This window comes from Aminobacter niigataensis (genome assembly GCF_014200015.1).
Taxonomy (GTDB): Bacteria; Pseudomonadota; Alphaproteobacteria; order Rhizobiales; family Rhizobiaceae; genus Aminobacter; species Aminobacter niigataensis.
Map to the genome: position 1 here is coordinate 363,406 of NZ_JACHOT010000005.1, position 20,237 is coordinate 383,642.

21 protein-coding genes are annotated in these 20,237 nt (G+C 64.8%); 10 read left to right on the forward strand and 11 right to left on the reverse strand.

Annotated elements, in window-relative coordinates:
• Positions 1-13 precede the first annotated feature (13 nt).
• From GGQ99_RS19100 to GGQ99_RS19120, 5 genes are all read right to left on the reverse strand, one after another.
• Entirely contained in the window at positions 14-391 is a 378-nt protein-coding gene (locus GGQ99_RS19100; RefSeq protein WP_108609116.1) for a DUF4870 family protein, read from the reverse strand.
• On the reverse strand, positions 388-1,641 hold the full coding sequence (gene glcE, locus GGQ99_RS19105) for a glycolate oxidase subunit GlcE (RefSeq protein WP_183263734.1): 1,254 nt from the start codon (positions 1,639-1,641) through the stop codon (positions 388-390). Before glcE ends, GGQ99_RS19100 begins: the two co-directional genes overlap by 4 nt.
• Positions 1,642-1,945: 304 nt before the next feature.
• The gene (locus tag GGQ99_RS19110; protein WP_183263735.1) at positions 1,946-2,530 is read right to left on the reverse strand and encodes a helix-turn-helix domain-containing protein; all 585 of its coding nucleotides are present in this window, start codon (positions 2,528-2,530) and stop codon (positions 1,946-1,948) included.
• Entirely contained in the window at positions 2,530-4,026 is a 1,497-nt protein-coding gene (locus tag GGQ99_RS19115) for an FAD-linked oxidase C-terminal domain-containing protein (RefSeq protein WP_183263736.1), read from the reverse strand. Before GGQ99_RS19115 ends, GGQ99_RS19110 begins: the two co-directional genes overlap by 1 nt.
• A gap of 167 nt (positions 4,027-4,193) precedes the next feature.
• Positions 4,194-5,516 carry a DUF3422 family protein gene (locus GGQ99_RS19120; protein WP_108609120.1) on the reverse strand — a complete coding sequence of 441 codons (1,323 nt, stop codon included), beginning with the start codon at positions 5,514-5,516 and terminating at the stop codon, positions 4,194-4,196.
• A gap of 194 nt (positions 5,517-5,710) precedes the next feature.
• Here GGQ99_RS19120 and GGQ99_RS19125 point away from each other — a divergent pair, with 194 nt between their 5' ends.
• Together GGQ99_RS19125 and GGQ99_RS19130 are read left to right on the forward strand one after the other, a co-directional pair.
• The gene (locus GGQ99_RS19125; RefSeq protein ID WP_183263737.1) at positions 5,711-6,505 is read left to right on the forward strand and encodes an FCD domain-containing protein; all 795 of its coding nucleotides are present in this window, start codon (positions 5,711-5,713) and stop codon (positions 6,503-6,505) included.
• On the forward strand, positions 6,502-7,260 hold the full coding sequence (locus GGQ99_RS19130) for a metallophosphoesterase family protein (protein WP_183263738.1): 759 nt from the start codon (positions 6,502-6,504) through the stop codon (positions 7,258-7,260). Before GGQ99_RS19125 ends, GGQ99_RS19130 begins: the two co-directional genes overlap by 4 nt.
• Here the strand turns inward: GGQ99_RS19130 and GGQ99_RS19135 are convergent.
• Together GGQ99_RS19135 and GGQ99_RS19140 are read right to left on the reverse strand one after the other, a co-directional pair.
• Positions 7,244-7,381, reverse strand: a complete 138-nt coding sequence (locus tag GGQ99_RS19135; protein WP_162244938.1) for a hypothetical protein — start codon at positions 7,379-7,381, stop codon at positions 7,244-7,246. The two genes, GGQ99_RS19130 and GGQ99_RS19135, sit on opposite strands and share 17 nt — an antisense overlap.
• Positions 7,382-7,668: 287 nt before the next feature.
• Entirely contained in the window at positions 7,669-8,367 is a 699-nt protein-coding gene (locus GGQ99_RS19140) for a type 1 glutamine amidotransferase (protein WP_183263739.1), read from the reverse strand.
• A gap of 80 nt (positions 8,368-8,447) precedes the next feature.
• Here GGQ99_RS19140 and GGQ99_RS19145 point away from each other — a divergent pair, with 80 nt between their 5' ends.
• A complete protein-coding gene (locus GGQ99_RS19145) occupies positions 8,448-9,110 on the forward strand; it encodes a hypothetical protein (protein WP_183263740.1) in 663 nt (220 codons plus the stop codon).
• On the opposite strand, the gene GGQ99_RS19150 is transcribed toward GGQ99_RS19145, so the two are convergent.
• Positions 9,022-9,744: a hypothetical protein gene (locus tag GGQ99_RS19150; protein ID WP_183263741.1), complete on the reverse strand. Its 723-nt coding sequence runs from the start codon at positions 9,742-9,744 to the stop codon at positions 9,022-9,024. The genes GGQ99_RS19145 and GGQ99_RS19150 overlap by 89 nt on opposite strands.
• Positions 9,745-9,765: 21 nt before the next feature.
• Here GGQ99_RS19150 and GGQ99_RS19155 point away from each other — a divergent pair, with 21 nt between their 5' ends.
• Complete coding sequence (locus GGQ99_RS19155) at positions 9,766-10,500, forward strand: 16S rRNA (uracil(1498)-N(3))-methyltransferase (protein ID WP_183263742.1); 735 nt, start codon at positions 9,766-9,768, stop codon at positions 10,498-10,500.
• Here the strand turns inward: GGQ99_RS19155 and GGQ99_RS19160 are convergent, their stop codons facing one another.
• Positions 10,501-11,412: an alpha/beta hydrolase family protein gene (locus GGQ99_RS19160; protein WP_183263743.1), complete on the reverse strand. Its 912-nt coding sequence runs from the start codon at positions 11,410-11,412 to the stop codon at positions 10,501-10,503.
• Positions 11,413-11,496: 84 nt separating this feature from the next.
• On the opposite strand from GGQ99_RS19160, the gene GGQ99_RS19165 reads away from it, so the two are divergent.
• The 3 genes from GGQ99_RS19165 to GGQ99_RS19175 all read left to right on the forward strand — a co-directional run bounded on the left by GGQ99_RS19165 (position 11,497) and on the right by GGQ99_RS19175 (position 14,576).
• Positions 11,497-12,078: a TetR/AcrR family transcriptional regulator gene (locus GGQ99_RS19165; protein ID WP_183263744.1), complete on the forward strand. Its 582-nt coding sequence runs from the start codon at positions 11,497-11,499 to the stop codon at positions 12,076-12,078.
• A 145-nt stretch (positions 12,079-12,223) separates the two neighbouring features.
• Complete coding sequence (locus GGQ99_RS19170) at positions 12,224-13,597, forward strand: glutamate--cysteine ligase (RefSeq protein ID WP_183263745.1); 1,374 nt, start codon at positions 12,224-12,226, stop codon at positions 13,595-13,597.
• A gap of 76 nt (positions 13,598-13,673) precedes the next feature.
• Positions 13,674-14,576: a DUF937 domain-containing protein gene (locus GGQ99_RS19175; protein ID WP_183263746.1), complete on the forward strand. Its 903-nt coding sequence runs from the start codon at positions 13,674-13,676 to the stop codon at positions 14,574-14,576.
• A 158-nt stretch (positions 14,577-14,734) separates the two neighbouring features.
• On the opposite strand, the gene GGQ99_RS19180 is transcribed toward GGQ99_RS19175, so the two are convergent.
• Positions 14,735-15,025 (reverse strand): DUF1127 domain-containing protein, encoded by a 291-nt coding sequence (locus GGQ99_RS19180; RefSeq protein ID WP_183263747.1) that lies wholly within the window; start codon positions 15,023-15,025, stop codon positions 14,735-14,737.
• Between the two features lie 169 nt (positions 15,026-15,194).
• On the opposite strand from GGQ99_RS19180, the gene GGQ99_RS19185 reads away from it, so the two are divergent.
• Both GGQ99_RS19185 and xseA read left to right on the forward strand, forming a co-directional pair.
• A complete protein-coding gene (locus GGQ99_RS19185; RefSeq protein WP_108610025.1) occupies positions 15,195-16,151 on the forward strand; it encodes a LysR substrate-binding domain-containing protein in 957 nt (318 codons plus the stop codon).
• 55 nt (positions 16,152-16,206) lie between these two features.
• On the forward strand, positions 16,207-17,772 hold the full coding sequence (gene xseA / locus GGQ99_RS19190) for an exodeoxyribonuclease VII large subunit (protein ID WP_183263774.1): 1,566 nt from the start codon (positions 16,207-16,209) through the stop codon (positions 17,770-17,772).
• Here the strand turns inward: xseA and GGQ99_RS19195 are convergent.
• Complete coding sequence (locus tag GGQ99_RS19195; protein ID WP_183263748.1) at positions 17,769-19,631, reverse strand: AsmA family protein; 1,863 nt, start codon at positions 19,629-19,631, stop codon at positions 17,769-17,771. The two genes, xseA and GGQ99_RS19195, sit on opposite strands and share 4 nt — an antisense overlap.
• A 182-nt stretch (positions 19,632-19,813) precedes the next feature.
• On the opposite strand from GGQ99_RS19195, the gene GGQ99_RS19200 reads away from it, so the two are divergent.
• Positions 19,814-20,237: acetyl-coenzyme A synthetase N-terminal domain-containing protein (locus GGQ99_RS19200; RefSeq protein WP_281380073.1), on the forward strand; the 424-nt coding region annotated here is incomplete at its 3' end.

A 20,237-nucleotide genomic window follows, 5' to 3' on the forward strand; every position in this document is an offset into this window, starting at 1 on the left:
GTTTTGAGCTTTCTCAGATCAGCCAGCTGTCGGGGTTCTTGATCGGCTCGCCTCGTCCCAATGCCTGAAGGCCGACGATGCAGCGGACGATGAACCAGACGGCGACGGCGAACATCAGGATGAAGCCGATGAAGACCATCATCAGCACAATGGATACCAGCGCGTAGAGCAGGCCAATCCAGAAGGTGCGGATGAGCCAGGTGTAGTGGCTCTCGACGAAACCGCCAGCCTTGCCGCGGTTCATGTAGGCCAGGACAATGCCGACTATGCCGCTGATGCCGATCACCAGCCCAGCGAGGTAGAGGATATAGATGACCTGGACATTGGTCTGGCCGGGGTCGAGCCAGCGGTCGGTCTGGCGCGGTGTCGTGGGCGGAGGTGTGTCGCTCATGGTGTTTTTCCCTCTGTTGCACCCGTCAGGGTAGCAGGTCCGGAGCCGGGCACCATGCGGCCAGGATTGAAGATGTTCTTCGGGTCGAACTCGGCCTTCAGCCGGGCCGAAAGTGCCGCCAATGCTGCAGGCTGCGGCTCGAAGACCGGAACAGCGGCGCGCCAGGCGGCCGGGGCGCGGACCAGCGTGGCGTGGCCGCCTCCGAATTTCCTGATCAGCATACGCAACAGATCGGCTTCGGGCTCGCCCTCCATGCGCAGCCAGACGAGGCCGCCCTGCCAGTCGTAGAAGGCGTCGGCTGCTGCCTGCATGCGCAGGGCCAGCACCATGTTGTGGGCATCCGCCGGCGGCATCGATACGCGCCAGACGGGCTTGTCGGAGCCATCGGCGAATGGCCTGACATCGCGCATGTCGCGCCACAGTGCTGCCGATGCTTCGCCCGAAATCTCCTCGATCGCCCCGGCATTGCCAAGCAGCTGTTTCAGCTGTTCGAGGCGGTAGGCGACCGACGGACCGAAACCCTCGACGCGCAGCAGCGTTGCGGGATCACCGCCGAGGCTGCCGCCTGTGACACGCGCGGCCATGCGTTCGGGCAGATGGGCTGCGGACGAGACCTCGGCACTCGACCCTATGGCGAGGGCCATCGCGGCCGTGGCGTTGTCGTCGAGCAGGCCGCGGATGGCGAGCGTGGTCTCGGTTTCCGCTGCGGGCAGCACCTTGAAGGTGACGTCGGTGAGAACGGCCAGCGTGCCCCACGATGCGGCCATGGCCTTGGACAGGTCATATCCGGTGACGTTCTTGACGACGCGGCCGCCCGACTTGAAGGCCTCGCCGCGGCCTGAGACGGCATGAATGCCAAGAATATGGTCCCTGGCGGCGCCTGCCTTGAGGCGGCGCGGGCCGGCGAGGTTGGCGGCGAGCGTGCCGCCGATGGTGCCGCGCCCGGGCGTCTGCCCCAGCAGCGGACCGTAATCCATGGGCTCAAAGTCGAACCGCTGGCCGTTTTGGGCAAGCAGTGCTTCGATCTCGGCAAGCGGCGTGCCTGATCTGGCCGACAGCACCAGTTCGGCGGGTTCGTAGAGCGTGACGCCGGACAGCTGCGACAGATCGAGCGTATGCTCGCACTGCAGCGGACGGCCGATGGCGCGTTTGGAACCATGGCCGAGAATTTCGAGCGGCGCTTCTTCCGCCAGCGCCCATTGGACGGCGCTGAGCACTTCGGCTGAGGTGGTGGGCGTGAAGGTGGTCATGACCTGGAAAACCTTGGGTTCCTCGCCCCCGCAAGGCACAAGGCAATCGCATAAGAAATCACCCCCACCCCTAACCCCACCCCACAAGGGGGAGGGGAACTTTTCGGCACGGACATCCTCAGCCAACGTTCGACGGTTTTGGTGAAACCAATGGCCCAGCGGTCCCCCTCCCCCTTGTGGGGAGGGGTTAGGGGTGGGGGTACAGCGCAGGCCGGACCATTCAGTGCAAGCGCACGCAATTGCATTACGCTTTGCGGGGGCGAGGAACCCAAGTCCTGCGAGCCCGCAAAATCCTGCGCGCCCATCACAGCCGATGCTCCCGGAGCTTTTCGAGGGCGGCTGTGCCGCGCGGCGAGAGGCGGTAGCCGACGTCGAGGCTTTCGGTCAGGCCGAACTCCTTGAGCTTGCGGACGTCCTGCTTGAATTTGAGCTTCTCGACGCCGAGGCGTTCAGCCAGCACAGCGGCCGCTACCTCAGGATTTTGCCCAATCAGACGCAGGATCGACGGGAAATATCCCGGCGCGGTGCTGTCCCATCTTTCGAAGCGGACGGCGAGCGCATGCCAGTCGGCATCGCTGAGGTCGACCGCCTCGCGCAGCGACAACCGGGCGTCAGCCTCGATGCCATCGAAGGAAATGCGGTAGAGGGTACGATCGGCGCCGTCGCGCAGATCGGCAGTCAGCGCGCCAAGATCATTGTAGCCGGCGGCACGGGCGTCCGCCTCGGACAACGTGGCTTCATCTACTACCTCGACCACGCCGATACGGACCACGCCAACGGCCGTGCGCAGGCCGGTGCCGGCCTTGACCGTGGGCCGCTGCCAGCGGCGGAAGGCGAGCGTGATGTCGCCGCGCCTAATACCTTCAAGGGTCGCCTGCTTCAAAAGCATCAGAACCTCGGAATGTCGGGGAACGCCACCTGCCCACGGTGGACGTGCATGCGGCCGAGTTCGGCGCAGCGGCGCAGTTGCGGGAACACCTTGCCGGGATTGAGCAGGTGGTTGGGATCGAAGGCGCATTTGACCCGCATCTGCTGGTCGAGATCGATCTCGTTGAACATTTCGGGCATCAGGTCGCGTTTTTCGACGCCGACGCCGTGCTCGCCGGTCAAGACGCCGCCGACCTTGACGCACAGTCGCAGGATGTCCGAGCCAAACGCCTCGGCCTTTTCGAGTTCGCCCGGCTTGTTGGCGTCGTAGAGGATGAGCGGGTGCAGATTGCCGTCGCCGGCGTGGAAGACATTGGCGACACCGAGGCCGTACTGTTCCGACAGCTCGCGCATGCCGGCGAGCACGCGCGGCAGTTCCTTGCGCGGGATGGTGCCGTCCATGCAGTAATAATCGGGGGAGATGCGGCCGACGGCCGGGAATGCCGCCTTGCGGCCGGCCCAGAAAGTTAGCCGCTCCTGCTCGCTTGCCGAGATGCGGCAGGTGGTGGCGCCGTTGCGGTTGGCGATCGCCTCGACCAGGCCGATCAGGTGGTCGACCTCGACGCCCGGCCCGTCGAGCTCGACGATCAACAGCGCTTCGACATCGAGCGGATAGCCGGCATGGACGAAGTCCTCGGCAGCGTGGATCGCCGGCCGGTCCATCATCTCCATGCCGCCGGGAATGATGCCGGCGCCGATGATGTCGGCGACGCACTGGCCGCCCTGCTCGCTGGTGGGGAAACCGATCAGCAGCGCGCGCGCCGTCTCCGGCTTCTTGAGGATGCGGACGGTGACCTCGGTGACGACGCCGAGCAGCCCTTCCGAGCCGGTCATGATGCCAAGCAGGTCGTAGCCTTCGGCGTCGAGATGCTTGCCGCCGAGACGCACGACCTCGCCGTTCATCAGCACCATTTCGATGCCGAGCACATTGTTGGCGGTGAGGCCGTATTTCAGGCAGTGCACGCCGCCGGAATTCTCGGCGACGTTGCCGCCAATGGAACAGGCGATCTGCGAGGACGGGTCGGGCGCATAATAAAAGCCGTCCAGTTCGACGGCGGTGGTGATGCCGAGATTGGTGACACCGGGCTGGGCGACAACGACACGGTTGGGATAGTCGATTTCGATGATGCGGTTGAACCGGCTCATGACCAGGAGCACGGCATCTTCGAGCGGCAACGCACCGCCTGACAAGGAGGTGCCCGAGCCGCGCGGCACGACGCGAATGTTGCGATCGTTGCAGTATTTGAGCAGGCGCGACACCTGCGCCACCGTTTCGGGGAGGACGACGACCATGGGCAGTTGGCGATAGGCGGTCAGGCCGTCGCTCTCGAACGCCCGCATCTCATTGACCGCGTCGACCACGCCTTCGCCCGGCACGATGATGCGCATGTCGGCGACGATCTCGTCGCGCCGGCCAAGGGTTGCGGCATCGGGCTTGGGCATAGATATGCCGGACATCGGTCACCTGCGGTCGCCAACTGGTAAAAAGCTTTTACCAGTGAAGCCCAACTGATGCAAATTGGAAGAAGGTCGAGGTCCGATCGGCCCAGCAAACGACCTCACGCAGCGTCAATCTGACGCTGGTGGGAAGGCGCTGCCCGTTCGGGCAGGCCACGATTGGAAAATTACTCGCCCGGGGCTGTCTTGGGCTCTTCGTGGGCGCGGCGCACGCGTCGCACACCCCACCAGACAAGCAGGATCGCCAGCGGCACCGAGGCTGCAGTGACGACTTCCGGGGCGAAGAAATGGTCCACCGTCGAGGCGCCCTTGGCGACATAGCCGATCAGGCCGACGACATAATAGGAAACTGCGGCAACCGACAGGCCCTCGACCGTCTGCTGCAGGCGCAATTGCAGGCGGGCGCGGTTGTTCATGGAGGCGAGCAGGTCGCGGTTCTGCCTCTCGACCTCGACATCGACCCAGGTGCGCAGGAGCGTGGTGGCACGGGTCAGCTTGCGCGACAGGTTGGCCTGGCGCTCCTCGACCGACCGGCAGGTGCGCATGGCGGGTGCGACTCGGCGCTTGAGAAAGCCGGCCCAGGTGTCGTAGCCGGCGACAACCTCCTCTTCGAGCGCCTCGAGGCGCTCGCGCACGATGCCGTCGTAAGCGCGGCTGGCGCCGAAGCGATAGAGGCTGGAGGCAGCATCGGCCTCGAGCTCGGCGGCAAGCTCGGTGAGATCGGCAAGCAAGGCCTGGCTGTCGCGCGTCTCGGTCGCCTTCATCTCGCGGGTCGCCTGGGCAAGCCGGTCTTCGATGCGGCGGACGCGGCTCGAAAGCGACAGCGCCATCGGCAGGCCGAGCATGGCCAGCGTGCGATAGGTCTCGATGTCGATCAGGCGCTGCGACAGTGCGCCGGTACGGGCCGGCGTGAGACCGCGATCGAGGATCAGGATGCGTGTCAGCCCGTCGCCATCCTGGCGGAAGTCGGTGACGATGGCGGCAGCACCGTTCTCGACGATGGAATAGCACAGGCTGGTGGGATCGAAGCCGGCGATCAGCTTTTCGGTGGCCGGGGTCCACTTGCGGATCTCCAGCCGGATGCCCGAAATGACCGTGCCGGGCGGGCTGAAACCGTTGCCGAAGGGCGAATCCTCCTGCGACCGGCCGCTGTCGGACAGCGGCCCCTCCCAGAGATAGGTCGAGAATTCGGTGTGCCGCTCCCAGCGCAGCGAGCCCTGCCCCCACTTCATGGCGTGGTGGCGAGCCTGGCGATCGGGCGAGGCGATACCCAACCGTCGCGACAGTTCGGAAAGCACCGCGTGGTCGACGCTCGAGCCGCCCTCGGTCATGAAGGAGAGCTGGACCAGCACGCGCGGGTTCTCGACCAGCGGGTGCGGCCTGGAATGCACCTCGCCAAGAGCGCCGGGACGGCCCTCATGCGCCGGGAATCCCATCACGCTGCCGGTGGAACGCGGCAGGAATTCGAGTGACGACGGATCGACTGTCACAGATGGCTCCCTCGATGCCCAAGCTTCGAGCCTCTAGGGAAATTCAATGCAACAGGCAAACGTGAACTTTAGGCCAAGCTGATAAAGGTGAGCGTGATCGAGACTGCACGAATGCGACGGATTGGATAATTAATTTGACCAGTTGGCGGCTGGGCACCTATCCTTGCAGACCGACAACGGCTCCGGACACGACCTTGAGCGACATCTTTTCCAGGATCGAGCATTCGCGAACCGCCGACGAGGTGGTGCAGCAGATCGAGAGCCTTATTCTCGAGGGCGTGCTGCGCGCCGGCGACCGGCTGCCCGGCGAACGCGAGATGGCCAAGCAGTTCGACGTGTCGCGGCCGATCCTGCGCGACGCGCTGAAGGCGCTCGAAGCGCGCGGCTTGATGGTCACACGGCATGGCGGCGGCACACATGTCGCCGATGTCATCGGCCAGGTGTTTTCGAAGCCGGTGATGGAATTGATCGTCAACCACCGCAAGGCGGCGGCCGACTACCTTGAATACCGCAGGGAGATGGAAGGACTAGCGGCCGAGTATGCGGCGCGGCGGGCGACATCGGAGGACCTCGCCCTGCTCGACGGCATCATGGCGCGGATGGAGGCGGCACATACCCGCGCCGACCCTACAGAGGAAGCGGAAATCGACGTCGAGTTCCACCATGCGGTGGGCGAATGCGCCCACAACATCATCCTGCTGCACACGCTGCGCTCCTGCTACCGGCTGTTGTCGGACGGCGTGTTCAACAACCGCCTTGTGGTGTTCACTGTGAGCGGGACGCGCGACGTGCTGCTCGAACAGCACAAGGCGATCCATCGCGCGGTGGTGGCTGGCGATCCGGCCGGCGCGCGCAAGGCGGCGATGGACCACATCACCTATCTCGAGCGCGCCATGGCCGAGGCCGAGCGCAGCGGCGACTGGCAGCGCATTTCGCGCCTGCGGCTGCGGCAGCGGACCGACAGCGCCGAGACGGGCCGGAAGCCATGACCGGCGTGCATTTCCTCGACGCCCGGGGCCCCGAGGGCATCCGGGTCTACGCCATCGGCGACATTCACGGGCATCTGGACCTGCTCACCGAAATGCATGGGCGGATCGCGGCGGAGATCGAGCGCGACAAGCCCAGCGACTGGCGCATCGTCCATCTCGGCGACCTGGTGGACCGCGGGCCCGACAGCCGGGGCGTGATCGAGTACCTCCTCGCGGCCATGGCGCGCGACAGCCGCAACATCGTCTTGACCGGCAACCACGACACCGGATTTCTCGATTTTCTTGCCAAGCCCGATGCGGACGGGCTGTTTGCCCGGCATGGCGGACAAGAGACGGCCCGCTCCTATGGCGTCGGATTAAACATGAGCGATGCGTCGGGGCTCAGGCAAAGCCACGTCCAACTCGTAACCGCAGTGCCCGACAGCCATCTGCGCTTCCTGCGCGCGCTGCCCTATTCGGCGTCCTTCGGCGATTTCTTCTTCTGCCATGCCGGCATCCGACCCGGCATTCCCCTCGACCAGCAGGATCCGCAGGATCTCATCTGGATCCGCAACCAGTTCCTGAACCATCCCGGACTACACCCGAAGGTGGTGGTGCACGGGCACACACCGCAGGCGGAGCCCGAGGTGCTGGCCAACCGGGTCAACATCGACACCGGCGTGTTCTATTCAGGCGTGCTGACCGCGCTCCTCATCGAGGGCGCGGAAAAACGTCTGTTTTCAGTGGAAAAGCCCGGCTTCAGCGGGAGGCGGTGACGCCGTAGCCGTCGACGGCGTGGTGGTCGGCCGCGGCATCGGCGGCATAGATCCCAAAGCCGCCGAGCACGATTGCCGACAGCATGGCGAAGGACAGGAGCGCTGCTTTCAAGGGAGTCATCTCAGGTTGAGCTTCCTGCATTCTGCATGAGCAGAGTTACGAATAAGTTTCCGAAAAGTTTAAGCGAAGCCGTCGAGGCGCGGCTTCACGGCCGTGCTTCTAGGGTGGTTCTGTATCGGGCTTGTGTCGCGCGGCACTCAGAGATGGTTCATTCGCGATACCATCGCCAACTGGCGCGGAGCTGTCTTTAGAAAGGCTTTGGGGCACAATCCAGCAGGCAAATGACTATCCCCGGCGGATTTTGTTCGACGTGCCAAAAATGTCACGAAAACGCGGGGCGCGACCGGTCAGATCGCGGCGACCCAGGACCGCGCCAGTGCCAGGCCGACGGCATCTGCCTCGGGGCCGTGAAGCTCAGCCTCGCTGTCGAGGCGCTGATGCCAATCGGGATGCCGTTGAGCAATCGTCTCGGCAAAGGCCTCGCTCCAGTCGCGAACCATCGGCCGGTCGGCTTCGAAGTGGAACTGGATGCCATAGCCGGCGCGGCCAATGCGAAAAGCCTGGTTGCCGGTGACCGAACTGCCGGCAAGCCGCACGGCATCCTCGGGCAAGGTGAAGGTATCGTCGTGCCACTGGAAGATCGGGAATCGCTGGGGAAGATCGCTGAAAACCAGGTCGTCCTGGGCCTCTTCGGTCAGGGTGATTCCGTGCCAGCCGAATTCGGTGGAGCCGCCGATGCGGTTGTGGCCGCCGAAGGCGCGCGCCATCAGCTGACCGCCGAGGCAGATGCCGAGCACCGCCTTGTCCCGTTCGACAAATTCGCGAGCGAGCTCGAGCAAGGCCGGGAAATATGGGGAATGGGCGTCGTCGCGCGCATTCTGGCCGCCGCCGAGGATCACCATGGCGTTGTGGCCTGCCGCATCGGCCGGCAGGGCGTCGCCGAGATAGGCATTGCACTGGTCGATCTCGGCACCGACCTCGACGAGTGCGGCTCCGACCTGGCCAAGGCCGGTGTTGGCAAAATTCTGGACGACAAGAACGCGCATTTCAGCCTTTCAGCAGCACAGTGACAACGCTGCGGCGAGCCCTATCATGAGGCGCGCGACGCAGCCAAGAAGGAACAGCTATGCCACTGCAGAACCGGGTCGACCCATTCGGCGAGATCCATGCTGACACGGCGCGCGGCCTGTTCACCGGCAATCGCGGCATCGTCCATGATCCCGAGACAAAGAGCTTGCTGAATAAACGCTGGGCGACCAAGGCGTGGATCACCTGCGCGCTTGAGTTCAAGGACGTCCGGCGCGTGCCGATGGGGCGCAACCGGCCCGGTGGCAAGCCCGGTTGGACCGAGCTGTTCTTCCTCGACGAGGTGACGGCGCTGGCGGCCGGGCACCGCCCCTGCTTCTATTGCCGTCGCGCGCGCGCCCAGGCCTTCAGCGCAGCCTATGCCAGCGCCTTCGGCGCCGAAGACCCGAAAGTCGGCGAGATCGACGGGCGGCTGCATCGGGAAAGGCTGGCCTCGGGCGGCAAGCCGGTCGAAGTAGACCGGCAAGGGCTGCGGCTGCTGCCCTATGGGGCGATGTTCTCGGACGGGGCCTCGGACTATGCGGTGCACGACGGCAAGGCGCTGCGCTGGAGCTTCGGCGGCTACGACGCGGCCTTCGGCTTTTACGAACTGGCCGATGCCGAAATGTGCATCATCACGCCGGCGACGACGCTGGCCGTGTTGCATCAGGGCTACCGGCCGGACTGGCACCCGAGCGCGGAGTTGCTTTTGGCAGGGGCATAGGTCCGCTGCGAGCGGCACGATGGGCATCGAGCAGCGCCGCGAAATAGGCAGGCGGGATGGTCATGACCAGCGATGCGCGACGACCGAGGATCTTGAAGGACATGCCGGTCGCGGCGCGGCGCGCCATCTCGTCTTCTGTGAGGTTGAGGCCAATTACTTCCTTGATGATGCAGAAGTCGGCGCAACTGACGCGCTCGCGATCGATTGCTATCGTGCTTACCTTTTCGCCATCGGCATAGGCCTGCTTGAGATAGACGCGCTTCGGGTATCGACCGGTGACAAGGATCTGGAAGTCGTCGTTTACGGACTGCCCCTTCGGATCGATCCAGCTGCGGATCAGGTAGGTGTTTCCAAGCAGGTTCCGGTCATGAAAAATCAGCGGCCCCGAGACTTTGATCAAGCCCGTGTGCGGATCCTGTTCAGCCGAAATGTTCTTGGACACCTGCTCCTTCTGCCCTGCTGGCACGATTGGAATGCCGTAGGCGGCGGCGAGCTGCGCACCGCAACCCGCCAACAAAAGGCATGCAGCAACGACACGAAAGATCGCCATCTCCGCCCCCCGGCAAAGGATGAACATAACATGAACAAACATGGATATCCAGAGGCCACGCAGCTGCCCCTTGACCACCGCCACGGCCTGCCGCATTGCTCGGCCATGCGCGCAAACTACAAGATGCAACGGCTGTTCATGCCCGATGACCTCTCCTCCGGCGCGGCCTTCGATGCCGATCCGCAGCAGAGCCACTACCTCGCCCATGTGCTTCGCCTCGGCGAAGGCGCGGAAGTGCTGCTCTTCAACGGCCGCCACGGCGAATGGACGGCGAAGATTACCGGCCGCACCAAGAAGGCGGTGCAGCTCGAGGTGCTGGAATTGCAGCGGCCGCAGCCGGAGCGTCCGGACCTCGTCTACTGCTTTGCGCCGCTGAAGGTGGGCCGCCTCGACTATCTCGTGCAGAAGGCGGTGGAGATGGGTGCCGGCACGCTAGTGCCTGTCATCACGCAGCACACGCAGCTGGCGAAACCGAGCATCGAGAGGCTGCGCGCCAATGCCGTCGAGGCCGCCGAGCAATGCGGCATCCTGGCCATTCCCGAGGTGCGCGAGGCGGTGAAGCTGGAGCAGTTGCTCGGCAGCTGGGACAAGGACCGGCGGCTGATCTTCTGCGACGAAGATGCCTCGACCAACAATCCGATGGCAGCGCTGCAGGGCATCAAGGAACGCAAGCTCGCCCTCCTGGTCGGACCTGAAGGCGGCTTCTCCGACGACGAGCGCCGCATGCTGCGCGCCCTGCCCTTCGTGACCGCCATTCCGCTGGGGCCGCGCATCCTGCGTGCCGACACGGCGGCGGTGGCAGCACTGGCCGTCATCCAGGCGGCAATCGGCGACTGGTAATCAGGCAAGCACCCTGCCCGGCCAGGGATTGATGCCGTCGCGCAGCCAGAGCAGCGTGTCGAGCCAGAAATCGGCTGCGTGACGACTGTGGAACAGCCCGAAATGGCCGATCTCCTGTTTGTCGAAATCGTCAGGCGAAAGCAGCACCTGGGTGGCGTTGGAGCCGGAGTAATAAGCCAACGACCGGCGGATGGCCTGTGGCGTGCCGAGTTCGTCATCCGAAACGCCGATGGCGAGGATGGGCGCTGAAACGGCGGCAAGGCGACGAAGGACAGCGTCGCGCTCATCTTCGGGATGGCTCTGCTCCATGCGAGCGCGGCGAAAACTCCATTCGTTGGCCACACCAGAGGGAAGATCCTCCAGCCAGCCGAGGCGCTTGCCGGGGAAATAGCCCAGCAAGGCCGTGAGCGCTGGCATCGCGACATGCCATTTCAGGAACAGCGGCAGGCGCTGGTCCCCGGCATAGTCGCGCCACCAGGCATATTGGGCGCCGACCGTGAGCATGCGCGTGATGACCGGGGCAGATTTGGCGAGGCCGGGCAGGAAACCGCCGATGCTGTGGCCGACGACCATTACCGGCGCGCCAGGATCGCGGGCGAAAACGAACCGCAGGGCGGCATCGAAATCACGTTCGCCCCAGTCACGCCATCGGTAGCCGCAGCGGCGCAAGTCGGCCGGCCGCGAGGCGCCAATGCCTCGGTAGTCGTAGGTCAGGACATCGAGGCCGTGTCCGGCAAGAAAGGCGGCGTAGCGGTGATAATATCGTGCCAGCACGCCGGTGGCAGGATTGAGGATGACTGTGCCGAAGCCGGAACCGAAGGGCCGCGGCCAGAGATGGCCGTGCAGCACGACGCCATCGTCGCAGACGATCTCGACAGAGCTGGGGGCGGCGACGGATACGGCAATGGACATGGAAAATCTCGCATGCGTGCAAGTTGCTGCAGGGATATGCGAAATTGCCTTTTGGAAACACTCACTAGTCGGTATACATAGACGATGAAACCGACAGACATTCCGACGCGCGAACGCATCGTCACCGCCGCCTCGAAACTGTTCTACAGCGCCGGCATCAGGGCTGTCAGCGTCGATGCCGTGGCCGAAAAGGCGGGCTTGACCAAGCGCACGCTCTACTACCATTTCGCCAGCAAAGACGAGTTGATCGCCGCCTATCTCGACGGCCGCGACCAGCCAAATCTCGCTCTGTTCCAGCGCTGGTTTGCAGAAGCGGAAGGCGGGCCGGCAGAGAAGGTGGCGGCCATATTCACCAATCTTGCCCGGGCCGCGCGCCAGCCGAAATGGAAAGGCTGCGGTTTCCTGCGCACGGCTGCCGAACTTGCCGACATGCCCGGCCATCCTGCGATCAAGACCGGCATCGCTCACAAGAAACGCGTCGAAGGCTGGCTGCGCGATGTGCTGGCAGAAGCAGGCGCGGCGTCGCCCGAGGTGCTCGCCCGCCAGATCGTGCTGCTGCTCGACGGTGCCTTCGCGGTGGTGCTGCTCAATCGCGATGCGAGCTACATGGAAACGGCAGGCGCAGCGGCATCGACGCTGGTCAAGGCGGCACTTTCGGCGCGATAGTCAAGACAAGGACTTGCTTGACGCAGCGGGTGCAGCGAAATCATTCAATATCTATTGACGAAGGCTCAGGATTTTTCGCTTGATCGGCAAGCGCTCGATCGTCCATCAAGCGCCCGCGGTCCTTCCGCCTTCAGGAGAAGCATACATGGCGCGCGACACCACTGATTTCCGGCCTATCGAAGGGATGGACGAACTCGTCGACTATCTCGCAGCCGGCAACAAGCCGCGCGACAAATGGCGAATCGGTACCGAACACGAGAAATTTCCCTTCTATGTCGACGGCAACGCGCCGGTTCCCTATGGCGGCGACCGCGGCATCCGCGCCATCCTGGAGGGAATGCAGACCAAGCTCGGCTGGGACCCGATCATCGATGCCGGCCGCATCATCGGCCTTGTCGAGCCGACCGGCCAGGGTGCGATCTCGCTGGAGCCGGGCGGGCAGTTCGAGCTTTCGGGCGCGCCGCTGGAGACGATCCACCAGACCTGCCGCGAGGGCAACGCACATCTGGCGCAGGTTCACGAAATCGCCGAGCCGATGGGCATCCGCTTCCTCGGCCTCGGCGGCAGCCCGAAATGGACGCTGGCCGAGACGCCGCGCATGCCGAAGTCGCGCTACGACATCATGACCGCCTACATGCCCAAGGTCGGCACCAAGGGCCTCGACATGATGTACCGCACCTGCACCATCCAGGTGAATCTCGACTTCGAGAGCGAAGCCGACATGCGCCGCAAGATGCAGGTGTCGCTGAAGCTGCAGCCGCTTTCCACTGCGCTGTTCGCCAACTCGCCCTTCACCGACGGCAAGCCCAACGGCATGCAGAGCTGGCGCGGCGACATCTGGCGCGACACCGACAACCAGCGCTCGGGCCTGCTGGAATTCTGCTTCTCGCCCGAGTTCGGCTTTGCCGACTATGCCGAATGGGCGCTCGACGTGCCGATGTATTTCGTCATCCGCGACGGCCGCTACCACGACATGACGCACATGACCTTCCGCCAGTTCATGGCCGGTGACGCGCGCAACGAAATCACCGACGGCATGCCGACCATGGGCGACTGGGCCAACCACCTGTCGACCCTGTTCCCGGACGTGCGACTGAAGCGCTTCCTCGAAATGCGCGGCGCCGACGGCGGCCCATGGCGCCGCATCTGCGCGCTGCCGGCCTTCTGGGTCGGGCTGCTCTATGATGCGGAAACGCTCGATGCAGCGGAAGAGTTCACCCGAGACTGGAGCTACCAGGACGTGCGGGCGATGCGCGATACGGTGCCCGAGCAGGGCATTTCGGCACCGTTCCGCAATGCTACGTTGCGCGAAGTCGGCCGCGAAGTGCTTGCCCTGTCGCGCCAGGGGCTGGTCAACCGTGGCCGCAAGAACCGCGACGGCTTCGACGAGGCCGGCTTCCTCAATACGCTCGACGAGGTCGTCGCACGCGGCACGACGAGCGCCGAGGAAATGCTCAACGCCTACAACACGCGCTGGGGCGGATCGATCGAGCCGGCGTTCCTGGAGTATGCCTACTAGGGCAGCGAAAGCCCCTTCAACCTCCAGCTAAAAGGCACTACGCTCCTCCTCCGGCGAATGACCTGAGGAGGAAAGCATGCTGCCACTGTTCGAAATGCTGGCCAATGCCCAGAACGGCAACGGCATGGAGGCACTGGCGCGCCAATTCGGGCTCAGCCAGCAACAAACGCAATCGGCGCTCGAGGCGCTGATGCCCGCCTTCAGCCAGGGGCTGAAGCGCAATGCCTCCGACCCCTACGGCGTCGGCTCCTTCCTGCAGGCCATGGCGAGCGGCCAGCACGCCAAATATTTCGAAGACGCCACGCGCGCCTTCTCGCCCCAGGGGGTGCAGGAAGGCAACGGCATCCTCGGCCACCTGTTCGGGTCCAAGGACTTGTCGCGAGCCGTCGCCGGGCAGGCAGCGCAGGCGACCGGTATCGGCCAGGACGTGCTCAAGCAGATGCTGCCGGTAATCGCATCGATGATCATGGGCGGGCTGTTCAAGCAGTCGACCGGGCAGATGCAGGCGGCCAGCGGCATGGGCGGCAACAACCCGCTGGGCGAGATCATAGAGCAGATGATGCGCCAAGGTGGCGGCATGATGGGCGGCGGGCAGCAGCAGGCGCCCCAGCAGACGCAGGCGCCCGACCCGTTCGACAACCCGTTCGGCAAAGTGCTGAAGGACATGTTCGGCGGCGGCCAGGCACAGCCGCAATCGGCGCCGCGCCAGCAGGCACCGCAGCAGAGCCCCTACGGCGACAATCCACTGGGCAAGATCTTCGAGGAAATGCTTGGAGGCGGCGGTGCCCAACCGGCTCCGCAGCCGCAGGCGCGCCAGCGCCCTCAAGAGCAGGCGAACCCGAGCGGCAGGCCAAAAAACCCATACGACGACCTGTTCGGCAAGATGTTCGAAACCGGCAGCCAGCAGCGCGACGACTACCAGAAGGGCGTCGAGTCGATCTTCGAGCAGTTCAGCAAGGGTATGGACAGGTATCGGTAGGGAACTTGGGGATCAAGGCAACAAGGAAGTAGGGCAACAGAGACGGCTGCCTTACTGCCTGCCCAAGAAAAAGCCCGGTCCTTGGGAGGACCGGGCAACTGCAGGCAAGGCCGGCGGGGACCGGCTGGGAGTGGGGAGCCTGCGAAAGCAGAAATCGATCAGGCGACGCGCCGGGCTATGGCCTCGATGTTGTCGGCGCGGGCTTGCCGGATCGTGCGCAGACGCGCGGTCGGATCGCTGGCAAACGGCAGGTCGACGGCGACATGCAGGTCGCCACGGGTGAGCCCGACATCGGCGAGTTCGGTGTCGGTCATTTCACCGAGGCGGTAGAACGCACGGCGATTTTTCCAGGCGCGCATGAGATCGGCGGCATAGGTGACAATACGCATCGCATTCACCGGTCGAGCCGCGGAATGCGTCGTCTCAGTGCAATGGTCGAGCGTGGTCATTGTCATCTCCCTGAGGGACAAACGGGTCCCTTCCGGTCGACGCTCCTTGCCGCCGCACCGGTTCCGATACACATGCCTCATGTGGACGATCAAACATTGCCATCGGCGGATTGATTAATCCAACGAATGTTTCTAATCTTTATCATCAAAGTTCATGATGGAAACGTCGATGGCCGCTCCGCTCGATCTTGACCAGCTCCAGACCTTCGTCACCATCGTCGACACCGGCAGCTTCACCCGCGCCGCCGACGAGGTCCACCGCACCCAGTCGGCAGTGTCTATGCAGATGCGCCGTCTCGAAGAGCGCATCGGCAAGGCGCTGTTCGAAAAGGAAGGGCGCATGAACAAGCTGACCGAGGAAGGCGAGCGCCTGCTCTCCTATGCCCGGCGGCTGCTGCACCTGAACCGGGAAACGCTTGCCGCCTTCGACGACCGCGCGCTCGAGGGCACGATCCGCATCGGCGTGCCCGACGACTATGCCGACCGCTTCCTGCCCGAGATCATGGCGCGCTTCTCGCGCTCCAACCCGCGCGTCGAGCTGTCGGTCATCTGCGAGCCGACGGTCAACCTCGCCGACATGATCCGCCGCGGCAATCTCGACATCGCCCTAGTGACCCAGTGCGAAGGCACCAACCCGACCGAGATCGTGCGCAACGAGCCGCTGCTGTGGGTTTCTTCGGCCAGCCACATGGTGCATGAGGAAGAGACCCTGCCGATGGCCTTCGGCCGGCCGAACTGCCAGTGGCGGCGAACCGCCTGCGAGATGCTCGACGCGCGTGACCGCAGGTATCGCATCCTTTTCACCAGTTGGTCGGCGACCGTCATCACGGCTGCCGTGCTGGCCGGGCTTGCGGTGTCGGTCTTGCCCGAGTGTGCACTGCGGCCTGGCATGCGGGTGCTGGGAGAGGCCGACGGTTTCGGCTCCCTGCCCGACTGCAAGATAGGAATCCTGCGCGGCCACTCCAGCCGACCGCAGATCATCGATGCGCTTGCCCGCCACATCTCGGAAAGCCTCGACAACATCTCGATACCGTCACCGGAAGAAACGGGTTCCTTCGATTTCGCCGCGATGATGGCGACGCGCAGCCGGCGGCTGAAGCCGAACCAAATCATGCCGGGATGGTAGGCAAAGGCTGAGCCGCGTGCTTGACGGGGGGGCCATGCCGGCCCTCAATCGTGCCATGAGCGAAGTTGCCACCGAATCACGAACCAACGCTGCGGAATACACCGTCAGCGAAATCTCCGGCGCACTGAAGCGCACGGTCGAAGACACCTTCGGCAATGTGCGCGTGCGCGGCGAAATCTCCGGCTATCGCGGGCCGCATTCGTCTGGCCATGCCTATTTCTCGCTGAAGGACGACCGCGCCCGCATCGAGGCGGTGGTGTGGAAAGGCACGATGAGCCGGCTGAAATTCCGTCCCGAGGAAGGGATGGAGGTGATCGCCACCGGCAAGCTGACCACATACCCCGGCTCGTCGAAATACCAGATCGTCATCGACAATCTCGAGCCGGCGGGCGCCGGCGCGCTGATGGCGCTGCTGGAGGAACGCAAGCGCAGGCTTGCCGCCGAAGGACTGTTCGACGACAGCCGCAAGCAGCTGCTGCCGTTCATGCCGCTGGTCATCGGCGTCGTCACTTCTCCGACCGGCGCTGTCATCCGCGACATCATCCACCGCATCAAGGATCGCTTTCCGCTGCATGTGCTGGTCTGGCCGGTGCGCGTGCAGGGCGAGACGTCAGGCGCCGAGGTGGCGGCGGCCGTCAACGGATTCAACGAGCTGCCCGAAGAAGGCAACTTCCGTCGCCCTGACCTTCTGATCGTGGCGCGTGGCGGCGGCAGCCTCGAAGACCTCTGGGGCTTCAACGACGAGGCGCTGATCCGCGCGGTGGCGGCCTCGCATATTCCCGTCATTTCAGCCGTCGGCCACGAGACCGACTGGACGCTGATCGACCTTGCCGCCGACAGGCGGGCACCGACCCCGACAGGTGCTGCCGAGCTTGCGGTGCCGGTCAAGGCCGAACTCGAGGCGACACTGGCCAATCTTGGCGCGCGGCTGCGCGGCGCCGTCTCGCGCATGATCGACCGGCGCAGCCAGGCGGTACGCGCAGCGGCACGCGCCCTGCCTACACCCGATCAGTTGCTGGCGCTGCCCCGCAGGCGCTTCGACGAGGCCACCAGCCGGCTTGGCAGGGCGCTGACGGTCACCACCGAACGCAAGCGCGCGCGGCTTTCAGCTGTGCGACTGTCGCCGGCGACCCTGTCGCGGCGCATCGCCGAGACCCGCCGCCACCTCGACCGCGACATGCTGCGGGCCAACGCGGCCCTGCGCTCCCTGGTGCGCGAGCGGCATATCCGCTTCGACCGTACCAGGGCACGGCTGTCGCCCGAACCGCTGGCCAGGCGGCAGGAGGCTTGCCGCCTGCAGGTTGCCAGCCTGGAACGGCGTGGCGCATTGGCCGTTGGCCGCAGGCTCGAACGCGCGCGGACGCAGCTCTCGCAGGCAGACCGGCTGATGGCAACGCTTTCGCACAAGGCGGTGCTGGCGCGCGGTTTTGCGCTCGTGCGCGATGCCGACGGTGCGGTGCTGAAGCGTGCAGCCGAGATTTCCGCAGGGGCCGCACTGTCGATCGAGTTTGCCGACGGCACGGCCAATGCCGTCGCCACCAGCGGCGACGCCAAGCCACGACCGCCGGCCAAGCCGGTGAGCAAGGTCAAGGAACCCGGCAACCAGGGCAGCCTGTTTTAGTCCGAGGTCGGTCCGGACGGCGTCGCAAGCACTGGAGCGACGAGCGGGGAAATGAAGGGCGCGCTCCACGATCCGCCGACGAAGAAAGCCGCAGGCGGGATTGCCGGCGGAGTGGTGGCCGTGGCGTCCTTGGCTTCGATCGCCCCGGACAAGGCCAAGCCGCGGCCGACGTAAGGCACGATTCCCGTCAGCCAGATGCGGTTGGAAGCGGTGCGCGCCTCGGCCTTGTCGATCCTGGCGACACCGTTGGCAACCGTCGCCTTCAACTCGACGCCATCGACCGGCAGCGTGCCGCCAGAGACTTCGTCAAGCGAGAAGAAGCCGCGTTCCGACGAACGCTTGAGGAATGCCTGCAGATCGAGGCCGACGATGGCGCCGGCGCCGAATGTGGCGGCAATCGAGCCGTTGGGATTCTGCAACAGGGTGTTCCAGCTGATGCCCGGCCCCTTGAGGATGACTGACACGGTGCCCCGCCCGATCGGCACGATGCGGCTCATGCCGGCGGCGGTACCGAACGCGCCGCCATCGATGTCCGATGCCAGAAGCCGCAGTTCGGCCTGGGTGCCGCCTGGCTTGCGATCGAAGCGAATGCCGGCCTGAACATTACCGCCAAAGGCTTCGGCGTCAGAGATGTCAAACGCCATCAGGCCGCCCTTTACCTGAGCCGTAGCGGCGACCTCGGACAGCGCAATCGAACCGGCAGTTGCCTTGCTGGTCGAAAGCCTGAGATCGAGGTTGATACGCTCCGCGAAGCTTGTATCGATCTCGGCCGTCCCGGCATTGGACGACGCCATCGGCGCGAAGGCCGAGGCAAAGGTCATCAAGTCGAGCGAGTCGAATGCAAGGGTGCCGGAGATCGCTGGCACGGGTCCGTTCAGCGACAGATCGAGAATCCCCATGCCGGGATTGCCATCGATCGTCACCTTGGCGCTGTCGAGCTTGAGACGATCGAGATCGCCCGTGATGCTGGAAGCTACGGAGATCGAGCCGACCGGGCTCGCGGGCAAAACGCCGGAGCGTGACCATTCGAGCACCCGCCTGAGCGAGGATGCGGCAAGCTTGACCTGGCCGTCGACATGGACATCGCCGGACAGGCTGGCGGCGCCGTCAAAGGACGCCTCCACCGGCGCTGACTTCAGTGACGCGACGATGGGCGCGGTGCCGCCGGCAAAGAGCAGCAGCGGGCGGGGTGACGACAGTTCGAGTGCAGCCTGCTCGCCACGCCAGATAGCGGTGGCGGTCAGGCTTCCAGCCTTGTTGAGCGCCGGCAGGCTGGCCTTGCCCGTGAGGTCGGTCAAAAGCTCGTCTTCGCCCTCGTCAGAAACGGCGACGACTCGGCCATCGACGAATTCGACAGAGCCGAATTCATCCGAGGGCATCTGGCTGAGATCCGGTTCAGCGGGACTAGCGGAAACCGTAGCGCGTGCAAGCTCGATCGCCCGCGTCAGCCTGCCCCCGCGCGATTCGGGCAGCTCCAGGCCGCCATCCGCCAGGCGCCGCAGACGCACCGTCGGCCGCAGGAAATGGGCATCGGAGAAGTCGACATTGCCGCTGAGGGCAGAGAATGCCGACAGCTCGATCTCGACGCGTTCGGCCTCGATGACCGGCGATCCCTGCTCATCTTCCCAATCTGTGAGTGTCACGTCGGTGAGCGTGGCGCGGAAGACCGGCCATATCTCAATGTCGGGCGTGCCGTTGATCGAGACACGGAAGCCGCTCCACGCGCTCATCTCAAAGGCGATGCGGTCCTTGACGATCTGGGTGGAGGCGACGAACGGCACGGCAGCAACAGCCACGGCGATCAGGACGGCAATGCCGACGATCGCCCAAATGCTGCGCCTGAACAGTGGTGATGGCATGTTGCCCTTGTGCTGCCCGTGCTGCGCGGTTGTGGCAACGGGTGTAACGGAGACTCGCGGCATTTCAAGTCTTTGTGGCCTTGCGATGACGTTTGCGCACAGCGCAATGGCGCTATTCGACATCTCCTTGATCTGCTGCAGTGCGACATGCATAACCAGATGCCGTTCTGGGAGAGATGCCGATGTCCGTTGAAACGCCGCTGTGGGTGCCTTCCGCCAAGCAGGTCGCGGAAGCGCCGTTGACGGCGTTCATGGCCGAGGTGTCTGCCCGCGCCGGGCGTGCATTCTCCAGCTATGCCGAACTGCACGCCTGGTCGGTGGACGAGCGCGAGGCGTTCTGGGACCTGGTCTGGGACTTCTGCGGCATCGTCGGCGACAAGGGCGGCCGCGTGCTGGTCGACGGCGACAAGATGCCGGGCGCTGCCTTCTTTCCCGATGCCAGGCTGAACTTCGCCGAGAACCTGTTGCGCGGATCGGGCTCCGGCGAGGCGATCGTCTTTCGCGGTGAAGGCAAGGTCGAGCGGCGGCTGTCCTGGGACGAGCTGGCGGCCCTGGTGTCGAAGCTGCAGCAGCTGTTCGTTTCGCTCGGCGTCACAACGGGCGACC